This is a genomic window from Paenibacillus sp. JT22N12 (assembly GCF_056269365.1).
The window spans coordinates 792,125-807,435 of the sequence record NZ_JBWDNU010000004.1 but is presented as its reverse complement, the minus strand read 5'-3'; the positions used below and the strand labels follow the sequence as shown (position 1 = coordinate 807,435).

The 15,311-nt window shown below is 50.8% G+C and carries 12 protein-coding genes; 2 read left to right on the top strand and 10 right to left on the bottom strand.

Features of this window, described 5'->3' with window-relative positions:
* Positions 1-7 precede the first annotated feature (7 nt).
* From AC0YOA_RS19115 to AC0YOA_RS19080, 8 genes are all read right to left on the bottom strand, one after another.
* Positions 8-772: an NUDIX hydrolase gene (locus AC0YOA_RS19115; protein WP_210046295.1), complete on the bottom strand. Its 765-nt coding sequence runs from the start codon at positions 770-772 to the stop codon at positions 8-10.
* 175 nt (positions 773-947) lie between these two features.
* Complete coding sequence (locus AC0YOA_RS19110; RefSeq protein WP_475787922.1) at positions 948-1,484, bottom strand: MgtC/SapB family protein; 537 nt, start codon at positions 1,482-1,484, stop codon at positions 948-950.
* Between the two features lie 37 nt (positions 1,485-1,521).
* Positions 1,522-4,305 (bottom strand): phosphodiester glycosidase family protein, encoded by a 2,784-nt coding sequence (locus AC0YOA_RS19105; RefSeq protein WP_475787921.1) that lies wholly within the window; start codon positions 4,303-4,305, stop codon positions 1,522-1,524.
* A 33-nt stretch (positions 4,306-4,338) separates the two neighbouring features.
* Positions 4,339-6,270: a CehA/McbA family metallohydrolase gene (locus AC0YOA_RS19100; protein WP_475787920.1), complete on the bottom strand. Its 1,932-nt coding sequence runs from the start codon at positions 6,268-6,270 to the stop codon at positions 4,339-4,341.
* Between the two features lie 28 nt (positions 6,271-6,298).
* The gene (locus AC0YOA_RS19095) at positions 6,299-7,195 is read right to left on the bottom strand and encodes a carbohydrate ABC transporter permease (protein ID WP_475787919.1); all 897 of its coding nucleotides are present in this window, start codon (positions 7,193-7,195) and stop codon (positions 6,299-6,301) included.
* Positions 7,196-7,211: 16 nt separating this feature from the next.
* The gene (locus tag AC0YOA_RS19090) at positions 7,212-8,147 is read right to left on the bottom strand and encodes an ABC transporter permease (protein ID WP_475787918.1); all 936 of its coding nucleotides are present in this window, start codon (positions 8,145-8,147) and stop codon (positions 7,212-7,214) included.
* 19 nt (positions 8,148-8,166) lie between these two features.
* A complete protein-coding gene (locus AC0YOA_RS19085) occupies positions 8,167-9,828 on the bottom strand; it encodes an extracellular solute-binding protein (RefSeq protein ID WP_475787917.1) in 1,662 nt (553 codons plus the stop codon).
* A gap of 256 nt (positions 9,829-10,084) precedes the next feature.
* Positions 10,085-10,858 carry a GntR family transcriptional regulator gene (locus AC0YOA_RS19080; RefSeq protein ID WP_475787916.1) on the bottom strand — a complete coding sequence of 258 codons (774 nt, stop codon included), beginning with the start codon at positions 10,856-10,858 and terminating at the stop codon, positions 10,085-10,087.
* 577 nt (positions 10,859-11,435) lie between these two features.
* Here AC0YOA_RS19080 and AC0YOA_RS19075 point away from each other — a divergent pair.
* On the top strand, positions 11,436-12,893 hold the full coding sequence (locus AC0YOA_RS19075; RefSeq protein WP_475787986.1) for an amidase family protein: 1,458 nt from the start codon (positions 11,436-11,438) through the stop codon (positions 12,891-12,893).
* 174 nt (positions 12,894-13,067) lie between these two features.
* A complete protein-coding gene (locus AC0YOA_RS19070; RefSeq protein WP_475787915.1) occupies positions 13,068-13,472 on the top strand; it encodes a VOC family protein in 405 nt (134 codons plus the stop codon).
* 8 nt (positions 13,473-13,480) lie between these two features.
* Here the strand turns inward: AC0YOA_RS19070 and AC0YOA_RS19065 are convergent, their stop codons facing one another.
* Together AC0YOA_RS19065 and AC0YOA_RS19060 are read right to left on the bottom strand one after the other, a co-directional pair.
* Positions 13,481-14,350 carry a hypothetical protein gene (locus AC0YOA_RS19065; protein WP_475787914.1) on the bottom strand — a complete coding sequence of 290 codons (870 nt, stop codon included), beginning with the start codon at positions 14,348-14,350 and terminating at the stop codon, positions 13,481-13,483.
* Between the two features lie 36 nt (positions 14,351-14,386).
* Positions 14,387-15,301, bottom strand: coding sequence for a TIGR03943 family putative permease subunit (locus AC0YOA_RS19060; RefSeq protein WP_475787913.1), 915 nt, complete (start codon positions 15,299-15,301; stop codon positions 14,387-14,389).
* Positions 15,302-15,311: the final 10 nt, after the last annotated feature.

The window sequence follows — 15,311 nt, the reverse complement described above, 5'->3', positions numbered from 1 at the left end:
TCATCTATTAGCCATATATCGACAGCCTCGGCTCAAGATCTGTGAACCGGTACAGCTGTGCGGCGCGCTGGGAATACAGATTGGACTGCTTCAGCCCGCCATTCCCATCCCGGACTTCCTCAATAATGCCTTGGCGGCTCTGGGTGGATGTGATCTTGCGGATAAAGTTCTGCTCCTGAAATTCCGGCACGACGGTCTGGATGACCTGGTAAAGCTCGCTGATCGTAAATTCCTCCGGCAGCAGCTCCCGGGCAATCGTCGTCGTGAGCATCTGCTGGCGAATCTCGCCCAAGGCGTCCTCCAAAATCTGCCGGTGGTCAAAAGCCAGATCCATCTTCAGCGCTTCCTCTACCGGAAACAATTGGACATCGGCGGCATCGACTGAGGCTCTGCGCCTTTGCAGCACCCGCTCATTGACCAGCGCCAGAAAAGCATGCGAGATGATCCAGCCTCTCGGGTCGCGGCCCGGCTCGCTGTAAACATTGAAGTATTCGATATGTACATCGTCCACGCCGGTTTCTTCCTTGAGCTCGCGCCTCGCGCAGTCGTATACGGTTTCCGTATCCAGCGTGAAGCCTCCCGGAAGGGCCCAGGCCCCCTCATAAGGCCAGATCTTGCGCTGGATCAGCAGCACCTGCAAATCCCGCTTCGGCAATGATTTCTTGAGCGTACCCCTTTCGGTGGAAACAATAGTGAAAATAACAATGTCCGTGGGCGCACCGTCCGGTGTCCGATAGCGGCTTGCTTCGTAATTGGATTCATTTTCTGCCATAGAGACCCTCTTCACCGCCATTCTGTATTTTCAATTCGATAATGTCATTATGACATAATTAAAGGAGATGTCAAGGAATAATTTTAAAATAACGATCCCTCATTCCATAATTCGAAAAGACAAGAAGAAATAACCCCGAACGCGCTCGCGTTGAGGTTTATTTCTTCTTTCGGACCTATTCCGTCAGTTCCTGCACATCCGAATTTCTAAGGTTGTTTAGCGGTTGAAATTTTTTATATCTCTGCTTTTCGATTGAATTAGCTATTCTAGCCATAATCATACAGAACGTGACTGCGAATATAACAAGACTATAAAAACCGGCGCCAATGCCTATGCCCACTCCGCCAACGAATAGGATCATGGCGGCCGAGGTAAGTCCTTTGACCTTCAAGCCGTCTTTAAGGATAACGCCCGCACCTAAAAATCCAAGCCCCGACACGATTTGAGCAGCCAGACGCATCGGATCCATCATCGTGCGCTCAAACGATGCGCTGAACTTCCCTACGCTGTATATGGAAATCATTGTAATCAATGCGCTTGCAACACATACATACATATTGGTTTTCAGGCCGGCAGGCTTGCTTTTGGATTCCCGATCCCATCCGATAATGAATCCGAGAAAAGCGCTGAGAATGATTCGAATGTAGGTTTCGTATTGTTGAGTAAAATGAAGAATTATATATTCTTCGGCCCCATGGTATATATTGTCCAACCACATCGTCTCCCTCGTCCGAAATGATGGCTTCCCGTTACGGTTGATCCACCACTACCAGCAGGGAAGAAAACACGTCTCTTGGAACTCCAGGTGTATTGACTCCATCCACCTTGTTGATTGGCGTATTCTTGATTTCGTATTCGCCCTCATTCAACGTCACTGCCGTAGATGAGCCTCCCCCATCCATATTCAAAGCCTGATAGGCACCCAGCTCCTTCATATAAAGCCCCAGCTCCTCGATGTAAAATCCGGTGGAGCCGTTGGCGCCACGGCCATCGACCACCGCGAAGAATACGCTGCCGTCGCTGCGGATGCCTGCCGCCGTTCTCGGATGGCGGTCGGAGTGCCGGTAGTACGTCTGCTCGTCATAGTTCGGATCGCCCGGGTCCGAAATGACAAGTCCGTTAAAGTCCTGAGCTTCGCCGTTCTTCACCATCCAGTATTGTCCTCCGGACGCTTCGTACAAATCATCCTTGTTGTTCTCCCAATCAGCTCCGTAGTTTCCAATCATCGCGGCTCCGTCATCTTTGATTCCGAAAAATCCGTGGAACGGATAATCTTTACCGTCGGCCCCGGGGACGCGGATCCCGTTGATAATGGAAGAACCGTCCTTGATCATATAGCCTTCCGGTCCTTGTTCCGTGTAGAACTCACCGTTGATGCCAGCAACGACCTCTGCCCCCGGTATGACGGTCGTTGACGCTTGTACGGCGACATTTGCTTTGATGATATCGTGGCCTTCGGCGTCCACCGTGCGGATGTAGTTGCCACTGGCGTCCGTCGGTGGAATCTGATTATTTTTCACGCCGACGATAATATGATTTTGCGGCAAGCTGATATCGACATCGATAATATTCGCTTTCTGTACGTTCCCATTGACATCGACAAAGTCCATCTGTCTATGCTCTACGCCAGTTGAGAGCTCAACCGTTTCGTCTCTCAGCACCCTGTAAATGATCGGGTTCTGTTCCGGTGAGGGAAGCGCGCCGAAAAATTGCAAAACAGGGCGGTCCGACACCGGGTCCATTTCCCATATCCGCTCAAAATTCCAGCCTAACGTCGTTTCATACGTAGCCTGCAAGCCAAGCGCCGCGTCGGTCACAGATAATCCTTTGTTGTTGCTGGAGGTTCCGCCGGTCACAACCGCGCCCTGGACGAGCGCATTGGACGAGGCGATATTGTTCTGGAATACCGGGCTTCCGTTCACACGCCCCGCAATTCTTGAAATCGTGCTGCCGCTGCCATTGTTGATCGTACCCGCCAGCAGCGCATTGTTCCGGATGACCGCGCCCGTGTATGCGTAAGCCGATATGCCTCCGGTATTGTTCACTTCGGAGTATACGCTCGGCTTCGCGTAAGACGATTCCAATGTCGAGCCGCTTTCCGACACCGCCACCAGAGCTCCGCTTTCCACCTTCGCTTTTGCAATGATATCGGTGTAGCAGTTCTTGACGATACCGTAATTATGTGCGGTTATGCCTGCGCTCCGGTAACCGCCGGCAACGACGCCGGTAACGAAGCTTTCCTGGATCGTCCCATGGTTCTCGGCGGCTATTCCGCCCGCCCAATGGCTGGCATCCTCACTGCTGCCGACGACGGCCGCATCAAGAAGCCCAAACCTTTCGATGATGCCGTTATTGACCAAAATAAACGCCGCTTTCGGATGACTTGCATCCGCCGCGACAGTCAGACCGGAAATGATATGTCCATTGCCGTCCAACGTCCCGCTGAAAGAGGAGATCGGAACGAAATTACCAGTCAGCTTTATATCATCTGTCAGCCTGTAATCTCCATCCGGGTTGCTGCGGAGAAGGTTCAGGTCAGCTGCCGTCGCAATCCCGACATCCCTGCTCTCCTGCACCTCTCTTAATATTGGCCGGTCAAGGACGGAACTCATTTCCCATACGGAGTAGAAATCCCAGCCCAAGGTAGCTTCATAAGTGTTCTGCAATCCAAGCGCCGCGTCGGTCACGGACGCTCCCTGATTATTGCTTAAGGTACCGCCTGTCACAGCCGTACCCTGAACAAGCGCGCTGGACGAGGCGATATTGTTTTGAAGGGTGGGGGTCCCGTTCAGCCGTCCGGCAATCCGCGCAATATTACTGTTGCTGCCATTGTCAATCGTTCCCGCCAGCAGCGCATTGTTTCGGATGACCGCGCCCGTATAGGCGTAGGCGGCTATGCCGCCCGTGTTGTTCGTATCGGAATGGACATCGGGTACCGCATAAGAGGATTCCAGCATCGAGCCGCTTTCCGACACCGCTACCAGTGCTCCGCTTTCCACGTTGGCGCTGACGGTGGCTGCGGAATAAACATTCCTGACGATATGATGGTTCGTGATTGCGATGCCCGCGCTGCGATAGCCGCCAATAATAGAACCGGTAACGAAGCTTTCCTGGATCGTTCCGTTATTCGTCCCGACGATGCCGCTGGCCCAATAGGCGGAATTCGTATCAAGACCGGTAATGTCCACATTGGTGAACCCGATCCTCTCGACAACCCCCTCATTGTCGACAATGAAGGCCGCCTTGGGCTGACTGGCATTCGCTGTTATGGTCAGGTCTGAAATGATATGGCCGCTGCCGTCCAATGTACCGCTGAACGAAGCGATCGGAAGGAACTCCCCAGTTAAATCGATGTCGGCCGTCAGCTGAAAATCGCCGGACGGATTGCTGCGGATTTGCTCCAGGTCTGCCTGGCTATCGATAGAGATGACGGCATCCGCGGTTGCTGCTTGCGGAAATTGAAGGGCTGAAATCATAAACATGATCAAAATAAAGGATAAGAGCAAATGAGCTATTCTCTTTGAACCTTTCATCCTATCTCCTCCTGGTCTTCTATAGAACCCGATTCAATCCATATCCAGCCATACCGGTGAGGTAGCCGCGAATTCGCCGTCCTCCTGATAAATCTTCGCAAAATAATAACGATCCTTGCATGGCAGCGAAACCTTGCATGCCAGCGACTTGCCGTTATGCTCGATCGTATGGAGCACCTGTCCATGCTCGCCGATGATCTCCGCCCTGACGATGCGGCTGCCCGTATCGACGCCGAATAGCGCCTTGATATCGATATCAATCGTCTCGCTGCGCGGGATGCGTGATCCCATAATAGCGCCGTTCACCTTGAACCACACCTTCAAATGAAGAGCTGACGTAAAATAAACGCGTTGATGCCGGACGGCGTCGTAGAAATGCTCTCTCGTCAACCGGTCGACCAGAACCGCCGTTCGCAGCGTATTTTCCGTTCCCCATTGCCCGTGATGGTTATCCTGATTGCCTGCCGGAGCCACATGCCATCCCTTGTCCAGCGCCATCACATAATAATAGAGTCCGCCAAGCTCTTTCGATTCGATCGTGTTGATTTCGAGCAAATGCAGCACTTCATCCAGCTTCGGATCGTAGGGGGCAAATCCGTCCAGATGGCGGTTGCCGCAGGACCAGGGATGATTCCATTGCTGGATCGAATCGGGATATTGCTTCACTGTTTCGTAGTAGGTCGGAATGTCGTTGTAGTCCGTTTCATAGGCGTTTATAAAAAAGTCCATATTGTACGTGTTCATATGGCCGAACTGGTTGTACCAGGTCGTTTCCGCGCCGAACAGGGCGAGGAAAGCGCCGTCTTCGGTTTTCTTGTCGGCCATCCGCTGAATATCCACCCATTTGCGGCTTTTTTCCCAGTCCAGATAATGATCGTAGAGATTGCTGTGCTCCGTTACAGCCAGAAAATCAAGACCGGCCGTATACCGCGCATAATCGTAAGCATGCTCCGGAACCCCAATCCCGTCCGAAAATCCGGTATGGCTGTGCAAATTGCCAAAATAGATTTCATATTCAGCGTCGGCGGGGGCGGGCAAAGCGCCCGGACAGGGCTTCGGCGCAGGCAATGGCGACTTCTTGACGAACGCCAGCCAATCGATCATCAATTGCTGACCCGGCGCTGCATCTGTAATGACAAGATAAATGTCGTGTACGCCCGTAAGCAGCAGCGGATTGACATGCTCCAGGCGGCAGGCCAGGATGGACCATCGTTTCCATTGCTTAAACAGGACGATTTCACCTATTTTGGGGCCGTTAAGATCGTCCACTCTTGCTTCCAGAGTGATTTGCTTCGATTTATCCAGATCCGTAAAGCCGAATTGTCCGCGCAGCTGATCCACTCCGGCTTCCGTAAAGTCCACGCTGCGGTAAACCAGATAGCTGGCGATTTCCCCGCCGGCCAGCACACGGTCCCGCTGCCCGGGTTCGATATCGTCAACCTCCGTTTCGGCGAATCCGTATGCATTGTCGAAGGCAAGCGCGGAAAACTTCCCGGGCGAGACTTTATTCGGCGCAGCTTGCCGTATATCCGACTCGTGGCCGTACAATTCAAAATGGCGGATCCTCGCGGTCTCCCCTGTCGAGCAATATGTAACGGTGACCCTGACATAACGGGCCGTTATGGATACGTCGTACCGCTCGCCTCTATCATCGGATACCGTACCGTCTTCCTTCTCGATTACGGTTTGCCAGTTCAGATTGTCCTGGCTGCACTCGACAAAATAATGCGTATAGCCATCCGGACCGGCAGCTGTGCAAATTGCGATCCGTTCGATGTCGCAGCAGTTGCCCAGATCGAGCTTCCACCACTTGTAATAAGGCTCTCCCGCCCAGAATGAATCGTCCCTGCCGTCGATTGCATTGCCCGCTTCGAAGCCTTCGATCTCGTGCTCCGCAGTAGCAAGTTTGCCTTCACTGAGCAGCACGGCCTGCTTGAAATTTTCTTGATCATTGATCTCGCTCATCGCTATTCACCCATTCAACAGTTTTGTCTTAGCCTTTAACGGCTCCCATCATAACGCCTTTTACAAAATGCTTCTGGACCAATGGGTAGAGCAGCAGCATGGGAATGCTCGACACGACGATTACCGCGTATTTCATTCCTTCGACCAACAGCTGCTGCTCAACGAGACTTTCACCATCGCCTCCGGTCATGGAAGCCATATCCTCCTGGATCAGTATGCTTCGGATGACCATCTGCAGCGGCATCCTCCAGTGATCGTCCAAATAAATTAACGCCGGAAAATACGAATTCCAGTGAGCGACGCCGTAATACATCGTCATGACGGCAATAATCGGCATGGACAACGGGAGAATGACGCTTGTAAGGGTCTTAATATTGCCGCAGCCATCGATAAAGGCGGCTTCCTGCAATTCGTAGGGTATGGAGGTTTGAAAATAAGTCCGCATAATGATCAAATTCCATACGCTGACGGCGCTCGGAATGACCATCACCCACAGGTTGTTGTACAATCCGAGCATATTTTTGTAGACCAGATAAGTCGGAATCAGACCGCCGTTAAAGAGCAGCGTGAATGTGAAAATCAATACAAGCACATAACGGCCTTTGAAATCTTTGCGGGACAGCGGATACGCGCCCATCGTCGTCATCACGATATTGATGCTTGTCCCGAGAACAAGGTAAATCAGGGAATTTCGATAGCCCATCAAAATATCGGGATTTTGAAATACTTTCTCATAAGCGTTCAGCGTTACATGTTTCGGCAGCAGCCACAGCTCCCCCTTTACGATGAAAAGAGGGTCGCTGAGGGATGCGCTTAGAATATACAACAGCGGGTATAGCGTAACCAGCATAATGACCGTAAGGATCGTATATATCGTAATATCATACAGGCGGTCTCCCCGGCCTGCTGTTTTTGCGTATTCCATCGCTCGATTCCTCCCTTCACCACAAACTGGTGCCGCCAACCCTTTTGGCCAATTGATTCACAATAATAATCAGTCCGAAATTAATCACCGAATTGAACAGCCCCACCGCAGCGGAAAAGCTGAACTGCGAGCCGAGCAGGCCCATCTCGTATACATAGGTCGAAATAACACTGGACGAGGTGTGGTTCAGCTCGTTCTGCAGCAGATATATCTTCTCGAAGCCGATATCCATGATCGTACCGAACTGAAAAATCAGCATGATGACAGCCGTCGGGATCAAGCATGGAATCGCAATATGGATCAGACGCCGAAGCTTGTTCGCGCCGTCGATCATCGCCGCCTCGTACAGATGTTTGTCAATGCCGGCCAGTACCGCAATATACAGGACGGAGCTGAAGCCCATGTTCTGCCATATATCCGATAACACATAAATCGGTTTGAACATCCCTGGCTCCGTCATAAAATAAATCGGCTCTCCGCCAAACAAGCGAATCACATTGTTCACCAGGCCTGTCGAAGGCGAAAGAAATGCGATAACCATACCTGCCAGCACCACAGTGGAAAGGAAATGCGGCATGAAGGTAATGGACTGCACGCTTTTCTTGAACCATTTGCCGCGGACCTCGTTGACAAGCAGAGCGAAAATGATCGGCATCGGAAAGCCGACGAGGATTTGGAAGAAGCTGATCCCGACGGTATTTTTGATCAACGTCCAGAACTGGTAGTTATGGAAGAAACGAATGAAATGCTTCATTCCGACCCAGTCGCTGCCCCAAATCCCCTTCGAAGCGGAGAAATCCTTGAATGCAATCAGAATGCCGTACATCGGCAAATATTTGATGAGCAGAAAATAAACGACTACCGGCAGCACAAGCAAATATAAATCCCAATTTTTGCGAATAGAGCGAGGCACCGAAATTTTGGAAGCTCCTCCCTCCGAACCTGATGTCATGTGAGCACCCCTTCAGCAATCAGCTATTCGTATAACGGTCGAATGCAGCTTTATAAATGTTCTGCAGATCATCAAGACCCATTTTCTTCAATTGGCCCACATATTTGTCGAACTCGTCGAGGGATGTTTTGCCTTGCACAAATTCCGCGGTGCGCTGGCTGACCAGACCGTAAATATCCGACTCCAGCGTAAGCTTGTCAGCCGATTCTTCAGCCGTAAAGCTGAATGGCGCCCACAGCTCGTCAGGTAAATAAGGTCTCAGTTTCTCCGCCGCAGCTTTGGCCGAAGGCTCGGTCTCCCCGCCTTTGAAATAATCTTCGAGAATGAGGGTAGGCAAGGAACCGCCTGCGTATGGAACATACTTGGAAACGACCTGATCGAAGGATGAGCCTTCGGGGATATTCCCGACGATTTCCGGCAGGAAATCATATTTGCCCTCGGCATTTTTCTGATAAGTCTTGCCTTCCAGTCCCAGGTACAGCATTCTGATGCCTTCGTCGCTGTAGAAGTAATCGATCCAGCGCATGGACGCTTCGGGGTATTTGTTCGTTTTGCTGATCATGAAGGCGCCTCTGGCACCGATATGTCCGCGGGCGCTTGTATAAAGCTGGTCTCCATTCGGACCGGCAAGCGCTTTGTCAAGACCGGCAAAGTCGTCCGCGTTCGTATTGGCCCGGGCAATGACATTGCTGAACGAGAAGCCCCCGACTTGATTTTGTTCATTTTTCGCCAGCACGTTCGTGCCGCTGTTTGTGAAAATTTCCTTGTCGATCAATTGTTCCGAATACAGCTTATGCAGGTAAGCCAGCAGTTCCTTGTAGTTTTGGCTGGCAGGGAAGTAGCGCAGCTCGCCCGAATCGGGATCGACATCCCAGCTGCCGTTACCCGTACCCTTGTCGCCAAGCCCGAAGGCGCCCTGCAGTACCAGCATAATATCGTCGAGAGAATCGGCCGTGAGCGGAACTTCATCCTGTTTCCCATTGCCGTTCGGATCTCCGTCGCGGAATGCCTTCAATACGTCGTACAGCTCGTCCGTTGTCGTCGGCATCTGCTTGCCAATCTTCTTCAGCCAGCTCTCATTGAGAAACAGCTTTTTCGTAATTTCGATGCTCGGAGAATCGGTGAGGTTTGGCAATGCGTAGATACTGCCGTCCGCAGTAGCAATTCCTTTTTTTACATCCGGATACTTCTCCATGACCGCTTTGAAATTCGGCGCATATTTGTCGATTAGATCGTTTAATTTGAGGAAGGAGCCGTCTGCGCCGTACTTGTCGATATCATTGTCCGGCATTTTTGTTCGGAAGAAAATATCCGGAAGCTGGTCACTGGCGAGCGCCAAATTTCTTTTTTCCGTTATATCCGCACTCGTATTTTCATCCCAGTCGATATGGATGCCGGTCATCTTCTCGTATTCCTGCCAGACCATGATGTCATTCCATTCCGTCGGCTGTGCCGGGCTTAACAAGACCATAGCGGACAGCGTAATCGGCTTGTTCACGATCGGAAGCCCCGTTTCATTCAGCGGGCCCGTATTGCCCGTTCCTGAGCCGGAAGCGGCGGGTGTATTCGTACTCGTATTCGTTTCGTCGGGCGGGGACGAGCCATTCTCGCTGCACGCGGTCAGCGAAGCAACTACAATCAGAAATAGGATAACCATGACGCTGGATAAAGCTTTTTTCAAGCAAATACCTCCTAGTAGATTGGTTTGCATTCCTCGGATCAACTTTAAAGTCTGAATTATACAAATTTTCACAATATTCTGATATTAATGCCTATTAATATCGCGATTGGACTGCCTCTGCACTCTATGTTCTCTATGATATTTCTGCAAAGAACTCCCCCTTTCACTTTGTTTCTCCAAGGCTATATTCAGAAAAATCCGGCCGTTCTATGAACGACCTGGATTTTATCATCCCCGAAAACCGGTCTTCGTCGATCTACCGTCCGTCCGTATGCTCCGAATATGCGCCGTCGTAGTGCGCTTTTTTTCTCAACGTTTGCTTATACTTGTATTTGTACGTATCACTGCGGATATAGCTTTCGCAGTATTCGACGGGCCGGTTCTGGGCTGTCGTCACCCGCGTAAGATGCAGGACGGCCGTGTTTTTCTTAAGCTGAAGCAATTTTGCGATATCGGCCGGGCAATTAACGGCTTCGGACTCCACCTCAGCCTCCTCCGCCATCAGTCCCGAACAACGGAAAATCGTGAAGTACAAACCCTCCTTCTCCAGCTGCTTCTCATCCGCTCCCTCCATGAGGGAGCAAGGTGTATACGCCCTTTCCCAGGCAAACAGCTCGCTGCCTATTAACCGCAGGCGTGTAATTTCATATACACTATCGGTGTCGGATATGCCGAATATTAGTTTCAAGGCACTTGTGGGGCTGCACTTCCTGAAACTGAGAAGCTGGAAATTGGAAGACAATCCTTCCTTCTCAATTTCGTGAGATAAGCTGTAAGTGCTCGAGAGCTCGTTCACGAATTTGGGCAGTGATACAAAGGTACCTTTGCCCTGCTTTCGGACCAGATAGCCTTCCTGCACCAATTCCTTGAGCACTTCCCGCACTGTAATTCGGCTGACTCCATATTCATCGCACAGCTCCCGCTCGCTTGGAATTTGGGAGCCCGGGGACCAGAATCTGTTTTCGATTTTTTCGTGCAGTTTGCTGCGCAACTGATATTGCAAAGTCACCGGCAATGATTCATCTAACACAACCATTCCTCCATAAAATTTTGATTTCAGGCAAGGTATATATCCTTTAGTATTTCTCGTTTAGTGGTTATAACAATATACCCTCTTTAACTGGTTATAACAATATACCAATGCATTAGGCCTGTCAATCCTTATCACGTATAATAAATCTTGTTATTTTGTAAAGAAGGCTGCTTGACTTGAGGATGGCAGTTGTTTCTGCCATTACGTTATTCAGGGAGCCAATTCAGGAATTATCTGTAATAAAAGAGGGATGGCCTACCAATTGCAAGCAAAACAATGAACGACGGTATTGTATCCGCTTACATCGAGTTTTATTCGGTTTGTCAATTCGATGATTCTATTCCTATAATAATAACACTCGATGACATATAATCTGACATAATAAAAAACAAAATTTCATATTATGGAGGTGAAGAGTTCAGTTCCGGCCTTTTCGATCCCGTTTCCTTGTTTTTATGTAAGACAAACTACATATCATGGAGGAATGAAATTGAAAAAAAAACTTATCACGCTCAGTGCCATTATTTTGATTGCCCTCGTGCCTCTATCCTCGGTTTCATTTGCCGCTCCCGCCATGACATTCAAGATTGAAGAGGCGACTGTCGCTGACATGCAGTCTGCAATGGCATCGGGAAAATTGACCTCTGTCGAGCTTGTTTCCATGTATTTGGAACGCATCGCCGCCTATGATAAAGAAGGCCCGAAGCTGAACTCTGTTCTCGAAATCAATCCGGATGCCCTGGCCATAGCGGAAGCGCTTGATGTTGAACGGGCCACGAAGGGACAACGCGGACCGCTTCATGGCATCCCGATTCTGCTCAAAGACAATATTGATACCGGTGACAAGCTGCACACAAGCGCCGGTTCCCTGGCCCTCGCCCATTCGTTCGCCCCCGACGATTCCTTCGTGGCCAAGCAGCTGCGCGAAGCCGGAGCCGTCATTCTGGGCAAGGCCAATATGACCGAATTCGCCAATTATAAGACAAGAGGCATGCCGGGCGGATACAGCTCCCGCGGAGGCCAGGTGCTCAATCCGTACAAACCGGGCGTCTTCGGCACCGGCGGCTCCAGCTCCGGATCAGGTGTTTCTGTATCCTCCAATTTGACCGCGATCGCGATCGGAACCGAAACCTCGGGTTCCATTCTGAGTCCCGCCTATAATAATTCGGTTGTCGGCATCAAACCGACAGTTGGTCTTGTCAGCAGGGACGGAATCGTCCCGCTTGCCCATAGTCAGGATACGGCAGGCCCGATCGCCCGTTCTGTGGCGGATGCCGCCGTTCTCCTGGGGGCCCTGACAGGCGTGGATGACAAGGACCCTATCACCTCCGCCAGCGTGAATAAATCCTATTCGGACTACACGCAATTTTTGGATATTGACGGGCTGGAGGGCGCACGCATCGGGATTCCGAGAGAATACTATTACACATCCGGAATTACGGATGAAGAGAAAGCCATATTTGACAAAGTGGTAGCAGACTTGAAGGCACAAGGCGCCGTTATCGTCGATTATGCGAATATCCCTTCAGCCAATGAATTAGCCCAGTTCAGCTCATCCGTCTTCATGTATGAATTCAAGGGGGATATGAATGCTTACCTGAGCAGCCTGGAGGCAGACTCTCCGATGAAGACATTGACGGACATTATTGAGTTTGACAATAAGAATTCCGTGGATAACCTGAAATACGGCCATACGCTGCTGACGGATTCCGACGCTACGAGCGGAACCTTGACGGAATCGCAGTATATCCGGGATCGTCTCAAGGACTTGCGTTTGTCCCGGACCGAGGGCATTGACTTTACCATGAACAAACACAACCTGGATGCGCTGCTCTTCCCGAATACCCGGAATGCGGGCATTTCGGCAAAAGCCGGATATCCATCGATCACTGTTCCGGCAGGCTACACGAAGGAAGGCAAACCGGTTGCCGTTACCTTTGCCGGTATGGCTTACAGCGAGCCGGCTTTGATCAAGGTGGCCTATTCGTTCGAACAGGCTACCCATTACCGCGTCCCGCCTGTGCTGAAATAAGGCTGGAGGAACCAGCTCTGCTGCCCTTTGGAGGCTGAAGCCAAGTCTTTATGCGCAAACCCCGGAATCTTCGGATTCCGGGGTTTTTCCTGCGAATGCCCGCAACCGATTAGAAACAGGGGCATCGTGTCCATGTTAGAATAGTAAACAAGAAACAATGAGGGAGTGAATAAGATGACTTTACGGATAGCGCCTTATTTTAAAATGAGCGGAAATGCCAAGGAAGCCATTCCATTTTACGAGGAGGTATTGGATGCCAAAGTGCTCCATATCCAAACCTACGGGGAAATGCCGATGTCTTTTCCGCCGGAATTGAAGGAATGTGTGTCGCATGCCATCATAAGGATCGGGGAATCGGATATTATGTTCTCTGACTCGCCAGGGATACCCGTTCAGATCGGAGACAATCTTTCCCTCTGCATTACAACGAACGACGCAGATCAATCCAAACGAATTTTTAATGCCCTGCAGCAGGGCGGCCGCGTGATCGCGCCACTGGAGACTACACCGTTCAGCCCTGCTTTCGGCACGGTAACAGACAAGTTCGGCGCAACCTTCACCATCGTAACGGAGGCTTAAAATAGCTCTTATTTGACGGTGAACGTACCTTTGAACCGTCCGTCGCTCAGCGCGAAATTGTAGACTCCGGGCAGGGGCTTGTTGAACACAAACAGATTGTCGCCCTGTTTTAAAGGAGCGTCGATATTCAAATCCTGCGAGATCAATCGGAGGTTATTGCCGGCGCCAGACTCGACATGAAGCACCGCTTTAATCATAGAGCCCGTTGCAAAATCGGTATTTTGAGGATTGAATCCGGTCGTGTTTACTGTAATTTGCGCCACCTGAAGGTTATTGTCTTCATCATATGCGGCCTGCTGCGATTTCTTGAGGCCCAGTTGTCCGACCGAAATCCGCTTCTGATTAACAAGGATAAGTGCTGCCATCACGACAACGACAGCGCCCAGCAGTCCTGTCGTCCATACCGGCAGCTTCCGCGGCTGATTGCCTTCAGTAGTCGGCAGCTTCTTTCGCGGCGGTTTGGCGGCTTGCCAATCCATCGCTTTTTGCAGTAGCACAAGCAAAATAATGTATACGACATCGACGGCAAACACGACTTTGCCGGACGAGAAGAACAGCAATCCTAAAGTTACGGAAGCAAGCGTCCCGATACTTCCGAGCAGAGCCGCCTGTGCGGAGAACAGCAATCCGTAACGTATGCCGCTTAAATATCCGAGCACCCAGGCGCAGCATAAGGAGAAGGCCATCGATATTGCCAGATTGTATTCAAAAACCTGTATGGAGACGATGCCGACCGACGCGCTTGCCAGAATGTTCAGGACGGCAGCGATCAGCTTCGCCGAAGCTTGCGGCATGCTTTCTCTACGCCGCCTGATTAATAACAATAAATAACCTGCTGCCAGCCAAATGATCGCCAGGCTGCTAATACTGAGCACCATGTATTTGTCCTCCTCTGGTTGCCAGAGCCCATACGTTTAGATTTTCGAAGCGAAATCCCAATCTGGATATACATACGGCACTTCCGGAGCCGCAGCCGGCTTGATGGAATCGATATTAATCTTGATGACCTTCAGACCGTCGAAGACCGTCTGGCCAATCGTTCCCGTGATGGAAATCCAGCTGTCGTCCTTGTACTTGGCCGCATCGGCAGACTCCGCAATGATTCCATATGGAGAAATATCCGCTATGCAGTGCGTCATCGCCATTCTCCCGACAATAAACTGGTTCCCGGCCAGTCCCTTCTGACGGTATACAAAACCCGAGATCGTTATCGTTCTGTCCTGGAAGTTATCGACAAAGGTATTCATCGCCTGAAGCTTCTCGATAAACCACTCGTCCTTCATCTCAATAACATCCTGCTGATACAGCAGGATTCCAAGCTTCGCGTAATCTTTATTGTACACGTCTGTTTTGAACAATTGCTTTAAAACAGGATCGGCATCGCCGTCCAACTCCACCAGCTCTGCCGGAGCTCCACCCGCAGCCGCGCTGCCGCCGCCGAGATTCATTCCCTTGTTTTTGGCAAGCGAGCCCGCAAGCGCTGTATTGGGCAGCAGTCCGCCGAATACAAGCGGAAGCACAAACAGTCCGTAGATTATCACATTTTTGAGCAGAGAACGCGGAGGCTCATGGGTATGCCCGTCATGATCATGTTCATGCCCGCAGTCGCAAGCGGCTGCAGGGTTACGAATGGACATGACGGTCAAATACCATTGGAAGCCCGCCATAATCAACAGCCCTCCCGAAGCTATATCCACGTAAATGATGAGATGGGGCGCAATATAGAGCAGGATATTCCCGGTAAACACCAGATATAAAATCAATGCCGAGAAGCCTGTCATAATGAGTGCCTTTAAACCGTGATGCAACAAATTCCATTGGTATTTCATCTGATCCCCC